Origin of the sequence: Rathayibacter rubneri, from assembly GCF_023743255.1 — a bacterium.
GTDB lineage: Bacteria > Actinomycetota > Actinomycetes > Actinomycetales > Microbacteriaceae > Rathayibacter > Rathayibacter rubneri.
The window spans coordinates 1-17889 of sequence record NZ_JAMRYM010000007.1; the positions used below are offsets into that span (position 1 = coordinate 1).

Consider the following 17889-nt stretch of genomic DNA (forward strand, 5'->3'; position numbering starts at 1 on the left):
GAGCACCACCGCGCCGGCCGCGCGCAGCCGTGCCACGGTCGTCGCGTCCTCGGCCGGGTCGTACGCGAATGCCGGGCAGGCGGCCGTCGTCGGCAGGCCCGCCACGTCGATGTTGCCCTTCACGGCGAAGAGCAGCCCCGCGAGCGGGAGCGCCGGATCGACCGCGGCGAGCTCGGCCGCCACCTCGGCCTCGGGACGGAGCACGATGAACGCCTCCGGGCGGGAGCGCAGCCGACCGTAGCGCTCGGCGACGTGCGCCGCGGGATCCTGGATCGTCATGCCGCTGCCTCCTCGGCGATCGGTTCGAGGACGACGAGCACAGCGCCCGCCGCCACCTGGACGCCCACCTCGGCGACGACCTCGACCACGCGGCCGGTCGTCGGAGCGGTGACGAGCGCCTCCATCTTCATCGCCTCGAGGGCGACGAGGGTCTGACCGGCCTCGACGAGGTCGCCGACGGCCACATCGAGGCGGAACACCGTCGCGACGAACGGCGCCTCGACCGCCTCGCAGCCCTCGGGCACGACGACCGCCGGCCCGTCGGCGGGAGCGGGCACCGCGTCCTCGCGGTCGAACTCGCCCGACGCCCGCCACGCGTCGCGCTCGGCGCCGAACGCCGCGGCCTGCCCCTCGCGGAACTCCGCGATCCCCGACGCGTTCTCGGCGAGGAACTCCTCGTACTCGGCGAGCGAGAACTCGCCCTCCTCGATCCGCAGCGGCAGCCGCCCGGCGGCCATCTCGGCGCGCAGCTCGAGCAGCTCCTCCGGCTCGACCGGGTACCAGCGGATGCGGTCGAAGAACCGCAGCAGCCACGGCACGCCCTCCTCGAACGCCCCGGCCTGGTGGTGCGTCGACCAGATCGGCACGGTGCGGCCGACGAACTGGTAGCCGCCCGGGCCCTCCATCCCGTAGATGCAGAGGTACGCGCCGCCGATGCCGACGGCGTTCTGCGGGGTCCAGGTGCGCGCCGGGTTGTACTTGGTGGTCACCAGGCGGTGCCGGGGGTCGAGCGGAGTCGCGACGGGCGCGCCGAGGTAGACGTCGCCGAGACCCAGCACCAGGTACTCGGCCTCGAACACCGTGCGGTACACGTCGTCGACGCTCTCGAGCCCGTTGATGCGGCGGATGAACTCGATGTTCCAGGGGCACCACGGAGCGTCGTCCCGCACGCCCGCCATGTAGCGGCGGATCGCCTCGCGCGTGGACGGGTCGTCCCACGCCAGCGGGAGGTGGACGGTGCGACTCGGGACGCGGAGGTCCGCGGTGGCGGGCAGCACCGCCTCCGCCGCGAGGACCGCCTCGGCGATCGCCTCGGTGCTCGTGGTGCGGGGGTCGAAGTGCACCTGAAGCGAGCGGATGCCCGGCGTCAGCTCGATCACCCCGGGCAGTCCCGCGGCCTCGAGCGTCTCGGCGATCGCGTGCACCCGCATGCGGGAGGCGATCTCGAGGCTCATCTCGCCGACCTCGACGAGCAGGTTCGCGTCTCCGCTGCGCCGAAGCACCACCGAGGGCGCGCCGTCCCGGGCGGGCAGGCGGTGCAGGACGCCCTCGTCCTCGACGGCGGCGCGACCTGCGGAGGGCACGTCGAGCGGCGCGTCGAGCAGTCCCGCGGCCTGGGCGGAGGTGACCGGCACGAAGCGCACCGTGTCGCCCGGACGGAGCTGGCCCAGGCGCCACAGGTGCCCGGTCGCGACGGTCGCGGGGCAGGTGAATCCGCCCAGGCTCGGGCCGTCGGGTCCCAGCAGGATCGGCAGGTCGCCCGTGTAGTCGACGGCGCCCACCGCGTACGGGGTGTCGTGGATGTTCGAGGGGTGCAGCCCCGCCTCCCCGCCGTCCGGACGCGCCCAGCGCGGCTTCGGGCCGACCAGCCGGACCCCGGTGCGCGCCGAGTTGAAGTGCACGCTCCAGTCGGTGTCGTAGAAGACGGCCATGTCCTCCTCGGTGAAGAAGTCCGGAGCGGCGTGCGGGCCCTCGAGGGCCGCGATCGCCCACGCGGTGGGGAACTCGGGCCGCGCTGCCGGCGGTACCGGAGCGACCGGGTGCGCGGTCGCGGGCGTCCTGATCCCGAGGACGTCGCCCGGGGCCAGCGCGCGCCCGGCGTGGCCGCCGATCGCGCCGAGGTCGAAGGTGCTCGCCGACCCGAGGATCAGCGGCACGTCGAGACCGCCCTCGACCAGCAGGTACATCCGCATGCCGCGCTCGGCCGTGCCGATCGCGAGCACGCCGCCGGCGGGGACCTCGACCGGCTCCCACGCGGCGACCGGCGCGCCGTCGAGCGTCGCCGGGGCGGGGGCGCCCGTCAGCACGACGCGGGCCGCGCTGTGGAAGCGGAGGGTCGGCCCGCTCATCGTGATCTCGAGGCCGGGCGCCGAGGCGGGGTTCCCGAGCGCCTCGTTGCCCAGCCGGAACGACAGCGCGTCCATCGGCCCCGACGGCGGGATGCCGACCGGCCAGTAGCCGAGGCGGCCGGGCAGGTCCTGCACCGTGGTGAGCATGCCGCCCTTCAGCACCTCGAGGCGCGGACTGGCGTCGCGGATCCCGTCGAGGGTCGCGGTGGAGTGCTCGGCGGCGAGCACCGACGGCTCGGCGGCGATCGCGCGCAGGAGGCCGGTGTTCGTGGCGATGCCGTCCACGCGGGTCGCTGCGAGTGCCTCGCCCAGCGCGGCCCAGGCGGCCGCGCGGTCCTCGCCGTGCACGATCAACTTCGCCAGGAGCGGGTCGTAGGCCGTCGAGACCTCGCTGCCGGCGCGGATCCAGCCGTCGATCCGCGCTCCGTCCGGGTACTCGACGGCGGTGATCGTGCCCGAGCTCGGCACGTTGCCGAGGTCCGGGTTCTCGGCGTAGAGGCGGGCCTCGACGGCCGCGCCCGACGGCTCCGGCACTGCGTCCAGGAACGACGTCTCGCCCTGCGCGAGGCGCAGCATCCACTCGACGAGGTCGATGCCGTAGCGCGACTCCGTCACCGGGTGCTCGACCTGCAGGCGCGTGTTGACCTCGAGGAACGCCGCCTCCTGCCGCACGGGGTCGTAGATGTACTCGACGGTGCCGGCGCTGCGGTAGCCCGCGTCGGCGCAGAGCCGGGCCGACGCCTCCGCGATGCCGGTGCGCACGGACTCGGGCAGATCGGGTGCGGGACTCTCCTCGATCACCTTCTGATTGCGGCGCTGGAGCGAGCAGTCGCGGTCGCCGAGGGTGAGGACGCGGCCGAGGCCGTCGCCGAACACCTGCACCTCGACGTGGCGCGCGCGCTCGACGAGCCGCTCGAGGAACACGCCGGCGGAGGAGAAGCCGGCCTCGGCGAGGCGGCGCACCTCGCGCCACGCCGTGCGCAGCTCGGTCTCGTCGCGGCAGGCGCGCATGCCGATGCCGCCGCCCCCCGCGGTCGCCTTGAGCATCACGGGGTAGCCGATCCGGGCCGCCTCCAGCGCGGCGTGGTCGGCGTCCTCGAGCAGGCCGGTTCCGGCGAGCATCGGCACTCCGGCGCGTTCGGCGGCGTCGCGCGCGGTGTGCTTGGCGCCGAAGATCTCGAGCTGCTCGGGGGTCGGTCCGACGAAGACGATCCCGGCGGCCTCGCAGGCGCGGGCGAAGTCCGCGTTCTCGCTGAGGAACCCGTAGCCGGGATGGATCGCGCCGGCGCCGGTCGCGCGGGCGGCCTCGAGGATCCGGTCGATCCGCAGGTAGCTCTCGCTCGCGGCCGCCGGGCCGATCCGCACGGCCTCGTCGGCGAGGGCGACGTGGGCGGCGCCGAGGTCGGCGTCGGAGTGGACGGCGACGGTGCGCAGCCCGATCCGCTTCGCCGTCCGCAGGATCCGGACCGCGATCTCGCCGCGGTTGGCGACCAGCAGGGTGTCGAAGCTCATCGCGCGGCCACTCCGTCGAAGACGATCATCTCGGCGCGCGAGGGGTCGAATCCGTTGCAGGGGTTGTTGATCTGCGGGCAGTTCGAGACGACCACGAGGGTGTCGCGCTCGGCGCGCAGGGTGACGCTCAGGCCGGGGGAGGAGATGCCGTCGACGATGCCGAGCGCGCCGTCGGGATCGACGGGCACGTTCATGAACCAGTTCACGTTCGAGACCTGGTCGCGCTTGCCCATCCCGTGGCGCGAGAGCTCGGCGACGAAGTTCTCGGCGCAGGCGTGCTGGGAGTAGGTGTGGAAGCCGTAGCGGAGGGTGTTGCTCTCCTTCGAGCAGGCGCCGCCGAGAGTGTCGTGGCGCTCGACGTCGGTCGCGATCACGCTCAGCAGTGGGCGGTGCTCGGCGTCGCGCAGCACCGAGCCGGTGGTGAGGTAGACGCTCGTCTGCGCCTGCAGGGTGGCCGCCGCCGAGTACGCGGTGCGGTCCTCGGCGTCGTACGCGAGGAAGTCGACGGCCTGGTTGCCGTCGACGTCGACGATCACGAGGACCTCGCCTGCTCGCAGCACGCGTGACCAGGGCGCGCGGGCGGCGACGGTCTCGCGATGGATCTCGGTGCCGTGGTCGGTGCTCATGCGATGCCCCTCGCCTGCAGGAAGTCGTCGGTGTTCAGGAACGCGCGGCGCCCCTCCGGAGTGGCGGAGCGGAGCGGATCGTCCGGCCCCGCCGGCTCGCCGCGCCAGGCGAGGACGTCGACGGGTCCGCACGAGTACGCCGGCCGGGGGTCGAGAGGATGCGCGGTGTTCGCCAGGAGGACGATCGCCGGCATCTCGAGGCGCAGGACGACCGAGCGGCCCGGCCCGGCGCTGCCGAGGAACTCGGGGGAGCCGTCCGCGCGGATCCGCACGCCCTGGAAGTACGAGACGCTCGGCGCGAGGTCCCGGCGGCCGAGCCCCTGCTTCGCGGCGCCCAGCAGCAGCAGCTCGCGGCCCGCCGGGGAGGGCCCCTGCGGGGAGCCGTCGCCGTAGCGCTCGACGTTGCGGGCGAGCGCGGTGGTTCCGAAGATCGTGTCGTGGTGGCCGGAGTCGTCGGCGACGGTGCTCGCGAGCACGCGGCCCTGATCGCTCAGCAGCAGCTGCCCGGCGCCGGCGTAGACCTGCCACTGCACCTTCACGGTGTCGGCGACGTTGAGGCGCTCGTGCGTGCCGGCGGCGCTGTAGAGCAGGAGAGAGACGCAGGCGTCGCCGGTGACGTCGGTCAGGCGGAGATGCGTGCCGCGGGCGAGGGCCCGGTGGGCGTAGCCGCCGCCGGCGATCCGCTCGGACCAGCGCAGGTCCTCCGCTGCGACGCCGGCCGGAGGATCGGCGTGCAGGCTCGCGGGCACGAGCGGGCCCGTCTCGGCGGCCGTGCCCTCCTGGGCTCGGGCGTGCGCACGGGCGCCCGCCGTGGTGGAGGTGGTCGATGCGGTCATCGCTCTGCGCCTTCTCTCGGTGGTGCTCCGAGTCGCCCGGGCTTTCTGTCGGTCGACAGGAAGTCGATCACGGGCCGGTGTCACGGGCGTGACCCCGGTGTTGCGATCGTGTTTCGGGCGCGGCGGGCGCCCTCGCCGCCGTCCTCCAGAAGTTGCGGTAAGCGCGCGCGGTCACCGCAACTTGTGGAGGGGCACGGAGTGGTGGCCTCGCCGTCCTCCAGAAGTTGCGGTAAGTGCGCGCCGTCACCGCAAGTTCTGGAGGGGCGCGGTTCCGTCTCCGGTCGCTCCGGCGGGCGGTGGCGACTCGGGCTGTCGCCCTTCCGGAGAAGTTGCGGGAAGTGCGCGCCGTCACCGCAGCTCTTGGAGGGGCGCGGAGTGGTGGCTGCGCTGTCCTCCAGAAGTTGCGGGAAGTGCGCGCCGTCACCGCAGCTTCTGGAGGAGGGCGGAGGAGAGCGCGGCAGGGACCCCGGCCGGACCGGCAGCGCGCCGCTGCTACCGTCGAGCGCATGGCCAGCGCACCCACCGGACGGCCCCGCGCCTCCGGAGCCTCGCTCACCGGCCTCGGCACGCGCGCCGACATCCTCGCCGCCGGCGCCGCGCTCTTCTGCACCGAGGGCTTCGGCAGCACGAGCACTCACGCGATCGCGGCGGCGGCCGGGATCCGCCAGGCGTCGCTCTACCACCACTTCGCGGGCAAGCACGCGGTGTTGCTCGAGCTCCTGCTCGGCACCGTGCAGCCCTCGCTCGACGCGGCCGCGCAGCTCCTGGCGCGCGACGAGTCCCCCGCGGCGCGGCTGTGGGCGCTCTGCGTGTCGGACGTGCGGCTGCTCTCGGCGGGCGAGCACAACGTCGGCGCCCTCTACCTGCTGCCCGAGCTCGGCGACGAGCGGTTCGCCGCGTTCCGCGAGCGGCGCTCCGAGCTCGAGACCGCCTACCGCACGCTCGTCGCGGCGTGCGGAGCCGACGACGTCGAGGTCGGAGCGGGGCTCGTGCTCGCCCTCGTCGAGAACGTCATCCTGCAGCGCCGGCGACCCGGCGTCGACCTCGAGCGCCAGGGCGAGGCCGTGGCGCTCGCCGCCCTGCGCGTGCTCGACCTCGACCGCGCGGACGTCGCGGAGGCGCTCGCCGCAGGCCCCGGACTCCTCGCGCACCTGCGCTGACCCGCCGACCCGCCCACTCCTCGAAAGTCGTCGTACTCGGCCCTCGAGTACGACAACTCTTGGACACCCGCCCGCGCGTCCAGGCATCTGCGCGCGAGCGGCCCGACCACTCCTCCGAAGTCGTCGTCCTCGCCCCTCCAGCACGACAACTTCTGGATACTCGCCCGCGGGTCCGCGCAGCGGCACCTGAGCGGCCCGTCCACTCCGCGGAAGTTGTCGTACTCGGCCGTCGAGTACGACAACTTTCGGACACTCGCCTGCGCGTCCGCCCCTCCGCGCCGCGCCTGCTAGGCCACTCCGCACAAGTTGTCGTACTGGGGCCTCGAGTACGACAACTTCCGCGTACTCGACCGCGGCGCCCCGCCACCCGGCCGCCGCCCCGCGCGCCGGAGTTAACGCGATCGTTGCACGCCCGAAAAACTCGGCGCCTCCGGGCGCGGCAGGATCCGTGTCTATCAACCGATAGAAACACCCCGCCGCACCACCGAGCATCCTGGAGCACGCATGATCATCCTCGGAGTGGGGATCACCGTCCTGGTGGTCCTGGCCGTCGGCATCGCGGTCGCCCGCAAGATCGACGGCGACAGCGCCAACTACCTCGTCGCGGGCCGCCGCCTGGGCATCCCGCTCGTCGCGGTCTCGCTCACCGCCGCGGCGGTCGACTCCAACGCCACCGTCGGCAACACCGACCTCACCTCGCAGTTCGGCTTCTGGGCGGGCGCCTCGCTCGCCATCGGACTCGCGATCTGCCTGCTCATCACCGGCCTGTTCCTGGCCAGGCCCATGAACGCGATGAAGCTCTTCACGCTCGCCGACTTCTTCCGGATGCGCTACGACCGCACCACCGAGATCGTCGCGTCGGTGATCATGGTGCTCTCGTTCACGATCCTGCTCGCGGGCAACCTCGTCGCCTGCGGCTTCCTGCTCGAGCGCTTCGCTGCGATCCCCTACGCCTGGGGCGTGATCCTCTCGGTCGCCCTCGTGCTGACCTACACGATCGCCGGCGGTCTGTTCTCGGACGCCTACACGGCCGCGATCCAGACCGTCATCACCGTCGTCGCCGCGGTCTCGCTGCTCGTGTGGGTCGCGCTGGCCTACGGCATCGTGATCCCCGAGGGCATGGGACCGTTCGACTTCGAGCAGCTGACCGACCCGGCCATGGGCGCTCCCGTGAACTGGGCCACGCTCGTCGCACTCGGCATCGGCGATCTCGTCGCCATCGACTTCATGCAGCGGATCTTCGGCGCCAAGTCGCCCGAGGTCGCCCGTCGCGCGTGCTTCGCCGCCGCCGCCGGCACCGCGGCCATCGGCACGATCTTCGCGATCGTGGCGCTCACCGCGAGCGCCGTCCTGGGCATCACGGCGGCCGACGGGCCGATCCTGTTCACCCTGCTCGACGACTACGCGCCGCCGCTCATCGCGATCCTGGTGCTCTCGGGAGTCGTGGCCGCCTCGTTCTCGACCGCGTCCGGAGCGATCCTGGCCACGTCGGCGATCGTCGTGCGCAACGTCCTCTCGGTCCGCCGCCACACCGGCGCCGGTGCGGATCCGCTGCTGAAGTGGACCCGCGTCGCGATGATCCCCATCGTGATCCTCGGATCGTTCCTGGCGATCAGGGTGAGCCAGACCGGCATCCTGCTGACCCTCGCCTTCGACCTCATGCTCGCGTGCCTCGCGGCGCCGTTCCTCATCGGGCTCTTCTGGAAGCGCCCCGGGGTGACGGCCGCGCTCGTCGCGGCGGGCGTCGGCTTCGCCGTGCGGATCGTGTTCCTGGCGCTCACCCCGACGCTCTACGGAATGCCGAACGACATCCTCTACGTGCCGAACGACCTGATCGGAGCCGGCTTCGACGGCTACGCCACGCTCGTCGCGGCGGCGATCGGGTTCGGGACCTTCGTGGTCGTCGGGCTGCTCGCTCCGCGCTCCTCCCGCGAGCTCGACGGCGAGCGCACCGTGCGCCGCGAGCTCGACGAGGAGCAGTCCGGAGTCCTCGAGCCCGCGGGCGTCTGACGCGCACCGGCCCCCACCGCCGGGGTGCCCCGCCGAGCGCGGGCGCACCCCGGCGTCGCCGGTCACGCCGGCAGCGGGAGCAGGACGGTCGGCGCGGGAGCCGCCTCGCGGCCCTCGAACGCCACGGGCTGGCAGACCATCAGGTAGTCGCCGGGCTCCACGCGTGAGAGGTCCGCGTTCTCGAGGATCACGATGCCCGCGCCGCAGAGCGCGACGTGTGTCGGCCACTCCTCGGTGTGGGCGGGCGCCTCCATGGTCATGTAGTCGATCCCCGCGAACAGCACTCCGCGCTCGACGAGCCACTGCGCGCCGCTCGGACCGAGTCCGACCCAGGTCTCGGACTTCGTCGTCCGGGTCAGCGCGTCGACCGAGTTGCGGGTGCGGAACAGCACGCGCTGCGCCCCGTCGGCACCGGCCGCGGCGAGGTCGTCGGCGGTGATCTCCTCCTCGACGTGGCGCAGATCGAGCACGCGGACCGGGCCGACGACGCTGTCCAGCGCGATCTCGTCGACGGTCGCGCCGCCCGGCACGAAGTGGGACGGCGCGTCGACGTGCGTCCCTGTGTGGGCGCCTATCAGCCAGCGCGAGACGTCGGAGGGGTAGCCGTCCTCGATCCGCTCGACCATCTCGTAGGTCGGGCGCCGGCCCCAGTGCAGCATCTCGGTGCTGATCGGGATGTTCAGGGGGATCGCGCCGGACATGTGCTCCTCCGTCGTGCAGAATGGATTCCGTTCCCTCCATATTGGATCCAATCTCTGCCGACCGCAAGGAGACCCGGTGCCCACCGTCCGCGACTGGACCGCCTCGCTCCCGCTCCTCGGTCCGCCCGAGCGACTCGTGCCGCTCGTCGTGGGCTGGGAGCCGATCCCCGAGTCGATCTCGCTGCGCGGCGGCGACCCCGCCCGATTCCTGCTCGAACCGGTCACCGCCGCCGCGATCGTCCATCCGGGCGGCTGGATCCTGATCGACGGCGGCTTCGACCTCGCGAAGGTGCGCGATCCCGCGCTGCGGGCGGCGCACTACGACTACGAGAGCTACACCGCCGTCGTGCCGCCCGGCGACGCCCTGGCCGAGGGGATCGCCGCGGCCGGCCTGCGCTGGGAGGACCTCGCGCTCTGCGCCCTCTCGCACCTGCACCTCGACCACACCGGTGGCCTGCGGCTGGTCCCCGCCGGCATGCCCGTCGCGCTGCAGCGCCGGGAGTGGGAGTGGCTCGCCGAGGGCATCGGCCGGCGCGAGACGGTGGTCCCCGCGGATCTCCTCGACGCCGACGTCGAGCTCCTGCTGCTCGACGGCGACACCGCGCTCGCCCCCGGAGTGACGGCGCTCGACACCCGTGGGCACACCCCGGGCCACCAGTCGTTCCGGGTCGAGCTCGGCGAGACCGCGATCGTGCTCGCCTGCGATGCGGCCGACCTCCGCCGCAACCTCGACGAGCGCACACCCTGCGGCTGGACCGCGCGCCCCGGTGATGCGGACGCGGCTCAGGCGTCGATCGACCGCCTCGCCGACCTGGCCGCGCAGGCCGCGACCGAGGTCTGGCCGGGGCACGACCCCGAGCACGACTACTCGACGCGCTCCCGCTGACCCCCGCTCCCTGCGAGGTCGCCCCGAGGCCGTCGCGGAGCCGGCGCCCGTCGATCCGTCGCGAACGGATGTCCGAGCGGGTCGATCCGTCGAGAACGGTCCTGCGTTCCCGCCGCGGCCGCCGTTCGTGACGGATCGATGACCGCTGGGGAGCCGGGGCGCCGTTCGTGACGGATCGGCGGCTCGCGCGGGTCGCCGGCCGCCGTTCGCGACGGATCGACGCGGGAAGCCGGTCAAGCCCCTCCCGCCCGCGCGGCGGCTCCGCTTGTCTGGAGACCGTGGGGACGACGCAGCACGCCTGGACGACGGCGCGGAGACGGCTCGCGCGCGAGCGCGCCCACCAGGGCGGCTTCCTGATCGGCATCGCGCTGATGGCCGCCGTCGACGAGATCGTGTTCCACCAGATCCTCGGCTGGCACCACTTCTACGACCGCTCCACGCCCGCGATCGGACTGCTGTCGGACGGGCTGCTGCACGCGGTCGAGGTCGTCGCGCTCGTCGCGGGGTTCTTCCTGCTGCTGGATGCGCGGCGTCGTTCGGCACTGCGGGCGGGCGTCGCGGTGGCGGGCGGTCTCACCGGCGCGGGGCTCTTCCAGCTCTGGGACGGCGTCGTCGACCACAAGCTCCTCCGCGTGCACCAGGTCCGTTACGAGGTCGACCTGCTGCCGTACGACGTGGCCTGGATCGTCTCGGGTGCGGTGCTGCTCGTCGCGGGGGTCGTGCTGTCGGTGCGCGCGCGGCGGGCCGCGTGACTCCGCACGACCACCCCCTGCTCGCTCCCGGGCTGCTGCTGAGCCTGCCCCTCGTCGTCGCGGCGGCGCTCGCCGTCGGAGCGAGGCGGGCCGAGTCCCGTCGCGGCCGTCCCTGGCCGGTGCGCCGGCTCCTCCTGCTGCTCTCGGGCCTCGGCGTCGCGATCGCCTCGCTGACCGGCCCCGTCGCGCAGTGGGCCCACGCGGATCCGCGGGGCGCGATGCTCTCGCACCTCGCCCTGGGCCTGCTCGCGCCGCTCCTGATCATCACCTCGGCACCGGTCACCCTCGCTCTCCGCGCCCTCGACGTCACCGCCGCCCGGCGCCTGTCGCGGGTGCTGCGGAGCCGCCCCGCCCGCGTCCTCGCGCATCCGATCCCCGCGGTGCTGCTCTCGACGGGCTCCCTGTGGCTCGTGCACGCGACGGGCCTGCTCGAGGCCGCGCACGCGGATCCGCTGCTGCACGCTCTGCTGGGCGTGCACTTCCTCGCCTCGGGCTGCCTGCTCGCCGCCGCGCTCGTCGGCGTCGACCCGGCGCCGCACCGCGCGTCGTTCGGGCTGCGGTTCGGAGTGGTCCTCGGCAGCATCGCCGCGCACGCCCTGCTCGGCACGACCCTGTACGCGGAGGCGGCGAGCGACGTCGAGCGCCAGGCGGCGCAGCTCCTGTACTACGGAGGCGACCTGCTCGAGCTCGCGCTCGTCACGGTGCTCCTCGCCCAGCAGTACGCGGCGACGGCCCCCGGACGGACGCGCAACCCCCTCCGTCGCCGCCCGGCGCATCCGTAGAGTCGCCGGATGCTGCTGATCTTCGGAACCCGCTCGGTCGAGGACGTCCTGCGCGTGCTCGTCTTCGTCTGCCGCATCTGCGGAGTGCGCGACGAGCAGCGCGTGATCCGGAGCCGGACGAGGCTGTCCCTCTTCTTCGTCCCGCTGTTCACGGTGTCGTCGCGGTACCTGCTCGAGTGCAACAACTGCGGCACGGTCTCGCGCATCACGAAACAGGAGGCCGAGGGCACGGTCCGCTGGGCGGGCAACTCGGACGCCTGACGCGGGTCGAGCGGGCGCGGATCGGGCCCTGCGTCGCACTGAGCGCCTGTTCCGCGTCCACTCGTGGCCCGGGCCTCGAGGTGCATTCACCGCCGGGAGAGCGACCACTAAGGGGCTGGAGCTCTCCTCAGCGATCTCGAGTCGGCACCCGCGCTGAGTTCAGCGCCGGCTCCGCATTCCGTCTGCGAGCGCTCGCGGATCCGGCGAAAGCGGCGAAAGTTCTCCGCGCGGTGCCGTCATTCGCTCCCGGTAGTGCTTCTTTGTTGAAGAAAGGCCTTTCTGAGCTTTCCCTCACAGTCCCGTTCTCGGGAGGCGCAGCGCCCTAACGTGGAGCACGTCGACGTGATGTCCACGTCAACACATCGAAGGAGACGACCATGCAGAGCCGCACCCGCCACTCCCTCCGCACCCTGCTCGCTGCCGCCGCGACCGCGGGCCTCGCCCTCACCGCCGTCGGCACGACCGCCGCTCCGGCCGTCGCCGCCGAGGGCGAGATGACCTACACGCTCTACCAGGAGGCGAACCCGACGCCGGACCAGGCGGACGCGTACGCCCGGATCACGGCCGCGATGGACGCCGCCGTCGCCCGCTTCAACGCGCAGACCGACATCACGAAGGTGCTGAACGTCTACTACGAGCCGTCCGTCCCGACGGCCGACGCGGACGGCAACGGCAACGGCACCATCCGCTTCGGCGCCGATCGCCGGTACCAGGTGGAGGGCACCGCCCTGCACGAGATCTCGCACACAGTGGGAGTCGGAGTCACGGACGCCTTCTACGACAAGTGCTCGACGGGCGTCTGGTCCGGCCCGCAGGCCACCGCGCTCGTGAAGTCGTGGGACGGCCCCGAGGCCGAGCTCCGCTGCGCCGGCATCCACATCTACCCCTACGGGCTGAACTTCGACAACGAGTTCAGCGAGCTCGCCTTCGAGCGCCACGTGGAGGTCACCGAGGCGATGATCGCCGACGGGATGTAGTCGTCGCAGGACCGGAGCGGAGGGGCGTCGACCGCGGTCGGCGCCCCCCTCCGCCGGCTGCGACCCCGATGTGCGCCCCGATAGGGTGCACCGTCGACCCCGTTCGACCCGAGGAGACCCCGTGACCGTTCCGTTCGACCCGCTCGAGGACCTCGCCCTCGCCGACCTGCGCCGCAGGACGAGCCAGAAGTGGCGCGGCCACTCCGGCGACGTCCTCCCCCTCTGGGTCGCCGAGATGGATGTGCGCCTCGCTCCGCCCATCGAGGAGGCTCTGCACGCCGCCCTCTCGTCGGGTGACACCGGGTACGCCTCCGGGGCCGGCTTCTCGGCCCTCGCCGAGGCGGTCGCCTCCTTCGCGGCGGAGCGCTGGCGGTGGGACGGATTCCCGGTCGGAGCGACCCGCGTGTTCAGCGACGTGATGACGGGCATCGTCGAGGTGCTCGAGGTCAGCTCGTCGCCCGGCGATGCGGTCGTCGTCGCCTCGCCGGTCTACGCTCCGTTCTTCTCCTACATCGGCCACTCGGGTCGCGAGGTGGTCGAGACCCCGCTCTCGCTCGAGGGCAGGCTCGACCTCGATGCGATCGAGGAGGCGCTGCAGCGGCTGCGCGATCAGCGGCGCCGCACGGTCCTCCTCCTGTGCAACCCGCACAACCCGACGGGCACCGTCCCGACCCGCGCCGAGCTCGAAGGCGTGGCGGCTCTGGCACAGCGCTACGGCGTGCGGGTGCTGGCGGACGAGATCCACGGGCCGCTGACGCTGGCCGGCGCCGTCTTCACCCCGTACCTCTCCGTCGCGGGTGCCGACGACGCGATCGCGTTCACCTCGGCCTCCAAGGGGTGGAACCTCGCGGGCCTCAAAGCCGCGCTCGCCACGGCGGGTCCCGCGGCCGCCCGCGACCTGGCCGGCGTGCGCGCCGAGATCGACTACGCGCCCAGCCACCTCGGCGTCCTCGCGCACACGGTCGCGTTCCGCGAGGGGGGCGATTGGCTCGATGCCCTCCTCGCCTCCCTCGACCGCAGGCGCACGCTGCTGGGCGAGCTGCTCGCCGAGCACCTGCCGCAGCTGAGCTGGCGGCCGCCGGAGGGGACCTACCTCGCGTGGATCGACTGCCGCGCTCTGGCCCTCTCCGAGACCGGGCCGCGCGACTCGTTCGCCGTCGCCACCGATCTCGACGGGGCGGCACGGGTGTTCGCGGACGAGGCGGGAGTCGCTGTGAACAGCGGCCACATCTTCGGTCGCGGCGGCGCCGGCTTCATCCGGCTGAACTTCGCGACGTCCGCCGAGATCCTCACGACGGCCGTCTCGCGGATGGGTGACGCGGTTCGCGCGCCGGGCGCGCACTGACCTGACGCTCGACCCGCGCCGGGAGTCCTGTCCTCGTCAGCGACGGCCGCGATCGGTCCGGCACCCGGTCAGGTGGTGCCTCCGGGCACGAGCTCGAACCCGACCGTGCTCGGCGCCCGCTCGGCTCCGGCGTCGTCCCCGAGCGTCGAGAGGACGTTCGCGATCATCGTGCGCACCGGGGCGGTGGTGTCGAACGAGATCGTGGTCAGACGCGGCACGGTGACCTGCGAGAGCGGGGTGCGGTCCATGCCGATGAGGGCGACCTGACCGGGCACGTCGAAGGAGCGGATCCGGGCGGCCGAGAGGAGGCACGTGGCGACGTCGTCGTTGTAGCAGGCGATGCCGATCTCGGGGGGCGAGAGCCGATCGAGGGCCTGGAGCGCCTCGTCGAGATCGATCCCGAGGTGCACGACCTGCGGTTCCGGGAGCCCGGCGCGCCGGCACTCCTCGCGGACGCCCTCCTCGCGGCCCTGGCCGAACGGGTCCTGGCGGGCGTCGTGGAGACGGGCGACGGCGAGGCGGGAGGAGCCGCGTTCGATCAGGTGGCGGGCCTGGAGGCGGCCGATCTCGTGGTCGAAGCGGTCCTCGGAGTCGCGCCGAGGGTCGAAGGCGCGGACGCCGCGGCGCTCGAGGAGCTCGCGCTCCTCGGGGGTGAACGGGGTCAGCGAGATCACGGCGCGAGGCGCCATCCCCGAGACCAGGCGGCCGAGAGCGGCGGTGGAGCCGGTCGCGAGGCGCAGGACCAGCGTCAGGCCGTGCTCGGCGAGCTGCTCGGTGGCTGCGCCGAAGATGTCCTGCAGGTTGCCGCCGAAGGTCGTGTCGGGGATGAGCGCGATGACGAAATCGCTGGAGCCGGTCGCCAGGGCACGGCCGGCGGCCGACGGCTGGTAGTCGAGCTCTCGTGCGGCGTCGCGGACCCGCTCGATCGTCTGCGCGGAGAAGCGGGCGCCGCGCCCGTTCAGGATCTGGCTCACGGCTCCGCGCGAGACCCCCGCTCGGCGGGCGACGTCTTCGCTCCTGGTGGCCATTCAGCGTCTCCTGGGTCGATGCGGCAACTGCAGGATCAGCCTACCGAGGGAGTTGACGCGCGTTACCCGGCGTGATGGAATGCGTAACGCGCGATACCAGCGCACTCGACCCCTGCTGAAGCGAGACCTCGATGACGAGCACGACCGACTCCGACCTCCGGACCGACTCCGCCCCTCAGGGCTCCACCCGCACGCTGTTCACGCGCGGCTGGTCGTTCCGCACCAAGGTGACGGCCTTCGCCGAGCTCGGCGGCTCCTCCGCGGCCGACTGGACCGAGGTGCACCTGCCGCACGACGCGCTGATCGGGCAGACCCGTCGCGCCGACGTCCCGCGTGGTGAGACGAACGGGTACTTCCCCGGCGGTGCGTTCGAGTACCGCCGCACCTACACGGCGCCCGAGCAGGACGCCGGGTCGCTCGTGCTCCTCGAGTTCGACGGGGTCTACCGCGACGCCGGCGTGTTCGTGAACGGCGAGCTCGCCGGCCGGCACGCCTACGGGTACTCCCGCTTCACGGTGCGCATCGACCCCTACCTGCGCTTCGGCGAGGACAACGAGATCCGGGTCGAGTGCCGCACGGCTCTCGACAGCCGCTGGTACGCGGGAGCCGGCATCCACCGCGACGTGCACCTGATCGTGAAGCGCCCCGGGCGCCTCGCCCACGACGGCGTCCGCATCACGACCCCCCAGGTCAGCGCGACCGAGGCCCTCGTCGAGGTCGAGGCGCTGGTCGAGAACGCCGGCCCGCTCACCCGCACCTACCGGCTCGAGGTCGCCCTGCGCGACGACCGCGGGCTGCCCGTCGGCGCCTCCGGATCGCCGATCACCCTCCTCCCCGGCACGTCGGGCACCGTCCGCCGTCGCCTCCGTGTCGAGGATCCGGCGCTCTGGAGCGTCGATGAACCGCACCTCCACCACGCCCGCCTCGTTCTGCACGACGGCGACGAGGTCGTCGACACGGAGAACGTCACGTTCGGGATCCGCTCGCTCCAGCTCGATCCCACTCACGGTCTGCGGATCAACGGCGAGAGCGTGAAGCTCCGCGGCGCCTGCATCCACCTCGACAACGGCCCGCTCGGCGTGGTCTCGATGCTGCCCGCGGAGGAGCGCAAAGTAGCGATCCTCAAGGAGGCCGGCTTCAACGCCGTCCGCAGCTCGCACGCGCCGATGAGCAGCGCGCTGCTCGAGGCCTGCGACCGGCTCGGCATGCTCGTGATGGACGAGACGTTCGACATGTGGACCCAGGCCAAGTCCGACTTCGACTACGCCGCCGATTTCCCGGAGTGGTGGGAGCGCGACGTCGAGGCGATGGTCGCGAAGGACCGCCATCACCCCAGCGTCGTCTTCTACTCGATCGGCAACGAGATCCCCGAGACCGGCACTCCGATCGGCTCCACCTGGGGGCGCGCCCTCGCCGAGAAGGTGCGGTCGCTCGACCCGACCAGGTTCGTCACGAACGGCGTGAATCCGTTCGTCTCGATGATCGACACGATCGTGCCGCAGATGGCGGCGCAGCGCTCGGCCGCGGCCGACGAGGCCGGTGGCGGAGTGAACACTCTGATGGCCGGGTTCGGCGCGATGATGGGCCGGATCCAGGCATCGGAGCAGGCGAGCCGGCGCACCGAGGAGTCCTTCGCCGTGCTGGACGCCGCCGGGATGAACTACGCCGACGCCCGCTACGAGCTCGACCGCGACCTCTTCCCCGACCGGATCATCGTCGGCACCGAGACCTGGCCGTCGTCGATCGCCGGCAACTGGGCGCTCGTGCAGGCCGACTCCCGCGTGATCGGCGACTTCACCTGGACCGGCTGGGACTATCTCGGCGAGGTCGGCATCGGCGTGAACCGCTACGTCGAGGACGGTCCGGCGGCGAGCGGCTTCAGCGGCGCGTTCCCCGCCCTCACCGCCGGGTGCGGCGACATCGACATCACGGGCGAGCGCCTGCCGGTCTCCTACTTCCGCGAGACCGTCTTCGGCCTCCGCTCCGAGCCGTGGATCGCGGTCGGCCGACCCGAGCGGTACGGGAAGGAGCTCGTCGTCTCGACGCCGTGGTCGTGGACCGATGCGCTCGGCAGCTGGTCGTGGCCCGGCTTCGAGGGCCGCCCGGTCCGGATCGAGGTGTACAGCGATGCCGAGCAGGTCGAGCTGCTGCTCGACGGCGAGTCGCTCGGCGTCGCCGTCGTCGGGGCGCAGTCGCCGTTCCGAGCCGTCTTCGAGACGACCTACCACCCGGGCGAGCTGGTGGCGGTGGCGAGCTCCGGCGGAGTGGAGAGCGGCCGTTCCGTCCTCCGCTCCGCCGGCGACGATCTCGAGCTCGCGGTCGTGGCCGACCGTCTCGCGCTGCGCGGCGACGGCACTGACCTTGCGCACCTGCGGCTCGCGCTGCAGGACGCGGCGGGCACGCTGCTCCCGTCGTCCCCCCGCCTCGTGCACGTCGCCGTCGAAGGCCCCGCTGTCCTCCAGGCGCTCGGAACCGGCGCCGTCTCGACGGACGAGCCGTTCACCGGGGACAGCTGCACGACCCACGACGGACGCGCGCTCGCGATCATCCGACCCGTGGGCGCCGGCGGGATCACCGTGACCGTGTCGGCCGAGGGCTGCGCTCCCCGCTCGCTCATCCTCACCGCCCACTGAATCCCCCTCACGACCAGCACCGACGAAGGAGT

The 17889-nt window shown here is 72.9% G+C and carries 15 protein-coding genes; 9 read left to right on the plus strand and 6 right to left on the minus strand.

The genetic code is table 11. The features are described 5' to 3' along the window. The 4 genes from NB037_RS03675 to NB037_RS03690 form a co-directional block, all read right to left on the minus strand. Positions 1–279 (minus strand): amidase family protein (locus NB037_RS03675; protein WP_251943777.1); only part of this gene is annotated, 279 nt, incomplete at its 3' end. Next, positions 276–3860 (minus strand): urea carboxylase, encoded by a 3585-nt coding sequence (gene uca / locus NB037_RS03680; RefSeq protein WP_251943780.1) that lies wholly within the window; start codon positions 3858–3860, stop codon positions 276–278. The genes uca and NB037_RS03675, both read right to left, overlap by 4 nt. Beyond that, positions 3857–4486 (minus strand): urea amidolyase associated protein UAAP2, encoded by a 630-nt coding sequence (locus NB037_RS03685; RefSeq protein WP_251943781.1) that lies wholly within the window; start codon positions 4484–4486, stop codon positions 3857–3859. Before NB037_RS03685 ends, uca begins: the two co-directional genes overlap by 4 nt. Next, positions 4483–5322 carry an urea amidolyase associated protein UAAP1 gene (locus NB037_RS03690; RefSeq protein WP_251943783.1) on the minus strand — a complete coding sequence of 280 codons (840 nt, stop codon included), beginning with the start codon at positions 5320–5322 and terminating at the stop codon, positions 4483–4485. The genes NB037_RS03685 and NB037_RS03690 overlap by 4 nt, the downstream gene beginning before the upstream one ends. A 506-nt stretch (positions 5323–5828) precedes the next feature. On the opposite strand from NB037_RS03690, the gene NB037_RS03695 reads away from it, so the two are divergent. Both NB037_RS03695 and NB037_RS03700 read left to right on the plus strand, forming a co-directional pair. Continuing rightward, positions 5829–6482 carry a TetR/AcrR family transcriptional regulator gene (locus NB037_RS03695; RefSeq protein WP_251943786.1) on the plus strand — a complete coding sequence of 218 codons (654 nt, stop codon included), beginning with the start codon at positions 5829–5831 and terminating at the stop codon, positions 6480–6482. 504 nt (positions 6483–6986) lie between these two features. Next, positions 6987–8492, plus strand: coding sequence for a high affinity choline transporter 1 (locus NB037_RS03700; RefSeq protein WP_251943787.1), 1506 nt, complete (start codon positions 6987–6989; stop codon positions 8490–8492). A 62-nt stretch (positions 8493–8554) separates the two neighbouring features. Here the strand turns inward: NB037_RS03700 and NB037_RS03705 are convergent, their stop codons facing one another. Then, positions 8555–9193 carry a cyclase family protein gene (locus NB037_RS03705; RefSeq protein WP_251943789.1) on the minus strand — a complete coding sequence of 213 codons (639 nt, stop codon included), beginning with the start codon at positions 9191–9193 and terminating at the stop codon, positions 8555–8557. 76 nt (positions 9194–9269) lie between these two features. Here NB037_RS03705 and NB037_RS03710 point away from each other — a divergent pair, with 76 nt between their 5' ends. The 6 genes from NB037_RS03710 (at position 9270) to NB037_RS03735 (ending at position 14196) form a co-directional block, all read left to right on the plus strand. Then, positions 9270–10079: an N-acyl homoserine lactonase family protein gene (locus tag NB037_RS03710; protein WP_251943792.1), complete on the plus strand. Its 810-nt coding sequence runs from the start codon at positions 9270–9272 to the stop codon at positions 10077–10079. A 278-nt stretch (positions 10080–10357) separates the two neighbouring features. Then, positions 10358–10831 (plus strand): DUF2243 domain-containing protein, encoded by a 474-nt coding sequence (locus NB037_RS03715; protein ID WP_251943795.1) that lies wholly within the window; start codon positions 10358–10360, stop codon positions 10829–10831. Further along, the gene (locus tag NB037_RS03720; RefSeq protein WP_251943798.1) at positions 10828–11613 is read left to right on the plus strand and encodes a cytochrome c oxidase assembly protein; all 786 of its coding nucleotides are present in this window, start codon (positions 10828–10830) and stop codon (positions 11611–11613) included. The genes NB037_RS03715 and NB037_RS03720 overlap by 4 nt, the downstream gene beginning before the upstream one ends. Positions 11614–11622: 9 nt before the next feature. Further along, the gene (locus NB037_RS03725; RefSeq protein ID WP_251943800.1) at positions 11623–11874 is read left to right on the plus strand and encodes a zinc-ribbon domain-containing protein; all 252 of its coding nucleotides are present in this window, start codon (positions 11623–11625) and stop codon (positions 11872–11874) included. Positions 11875–12251: 377 nt separating this feature from the next. Beyond that, on the plus strand, positions 12252–12851 hold the full coding sequence (locus tag NB037_RS03730) for a hypothetical protein (protein WP_251943803.1): 600 nt from the start codon (positions 12252–12254) through the stop codon (positions 12849–12851). A 121-nt stretch (positions 12852–12972) separates the two neighbouring features. Continuing rightward, entirely contained in the window at positions 12973–14196 is a 1224-nt protein-coding gene (locus tag NB037_RS03735) for a MalY/PatB family protein (RefSeq protein WP_251943804.1), read from the plus strand. Positions 14197–14264: 68 nt separating this feature from the next. On the opposite strand, the gene NB037_RS03740 is transcribed toward NB037_RS03735, so the two are convergent. Continuing rightward, positions 14265–15224, minus strand: coding sequence for a LacI family DNA-binding transcriptional regulator (locus NB037_RS03740; protein ID WP_251943806.1), 960 nt, complete (start codon positions 15222–15224; stop codon positions 14265–14267). Between the two features lie 131 nt (positions 15225–15355). Here NB037_RS03740 and NB037_RS03745 point away from each other — a divergent pair, with 131 nt between their 5' ends. Next, a complete protein-coding gene (locus tag NB037_RS03745; RefSeq protein WP_251943808.1) occupies positions 15356–17857 on the plus strand; it encodes a glycoside hydrolase family 2 TIM barrel-domain containing protein in 2502 nt (833 codons plus the stop codon). Positions 17858–17889 lie beyond the last annotated feature (32 nt).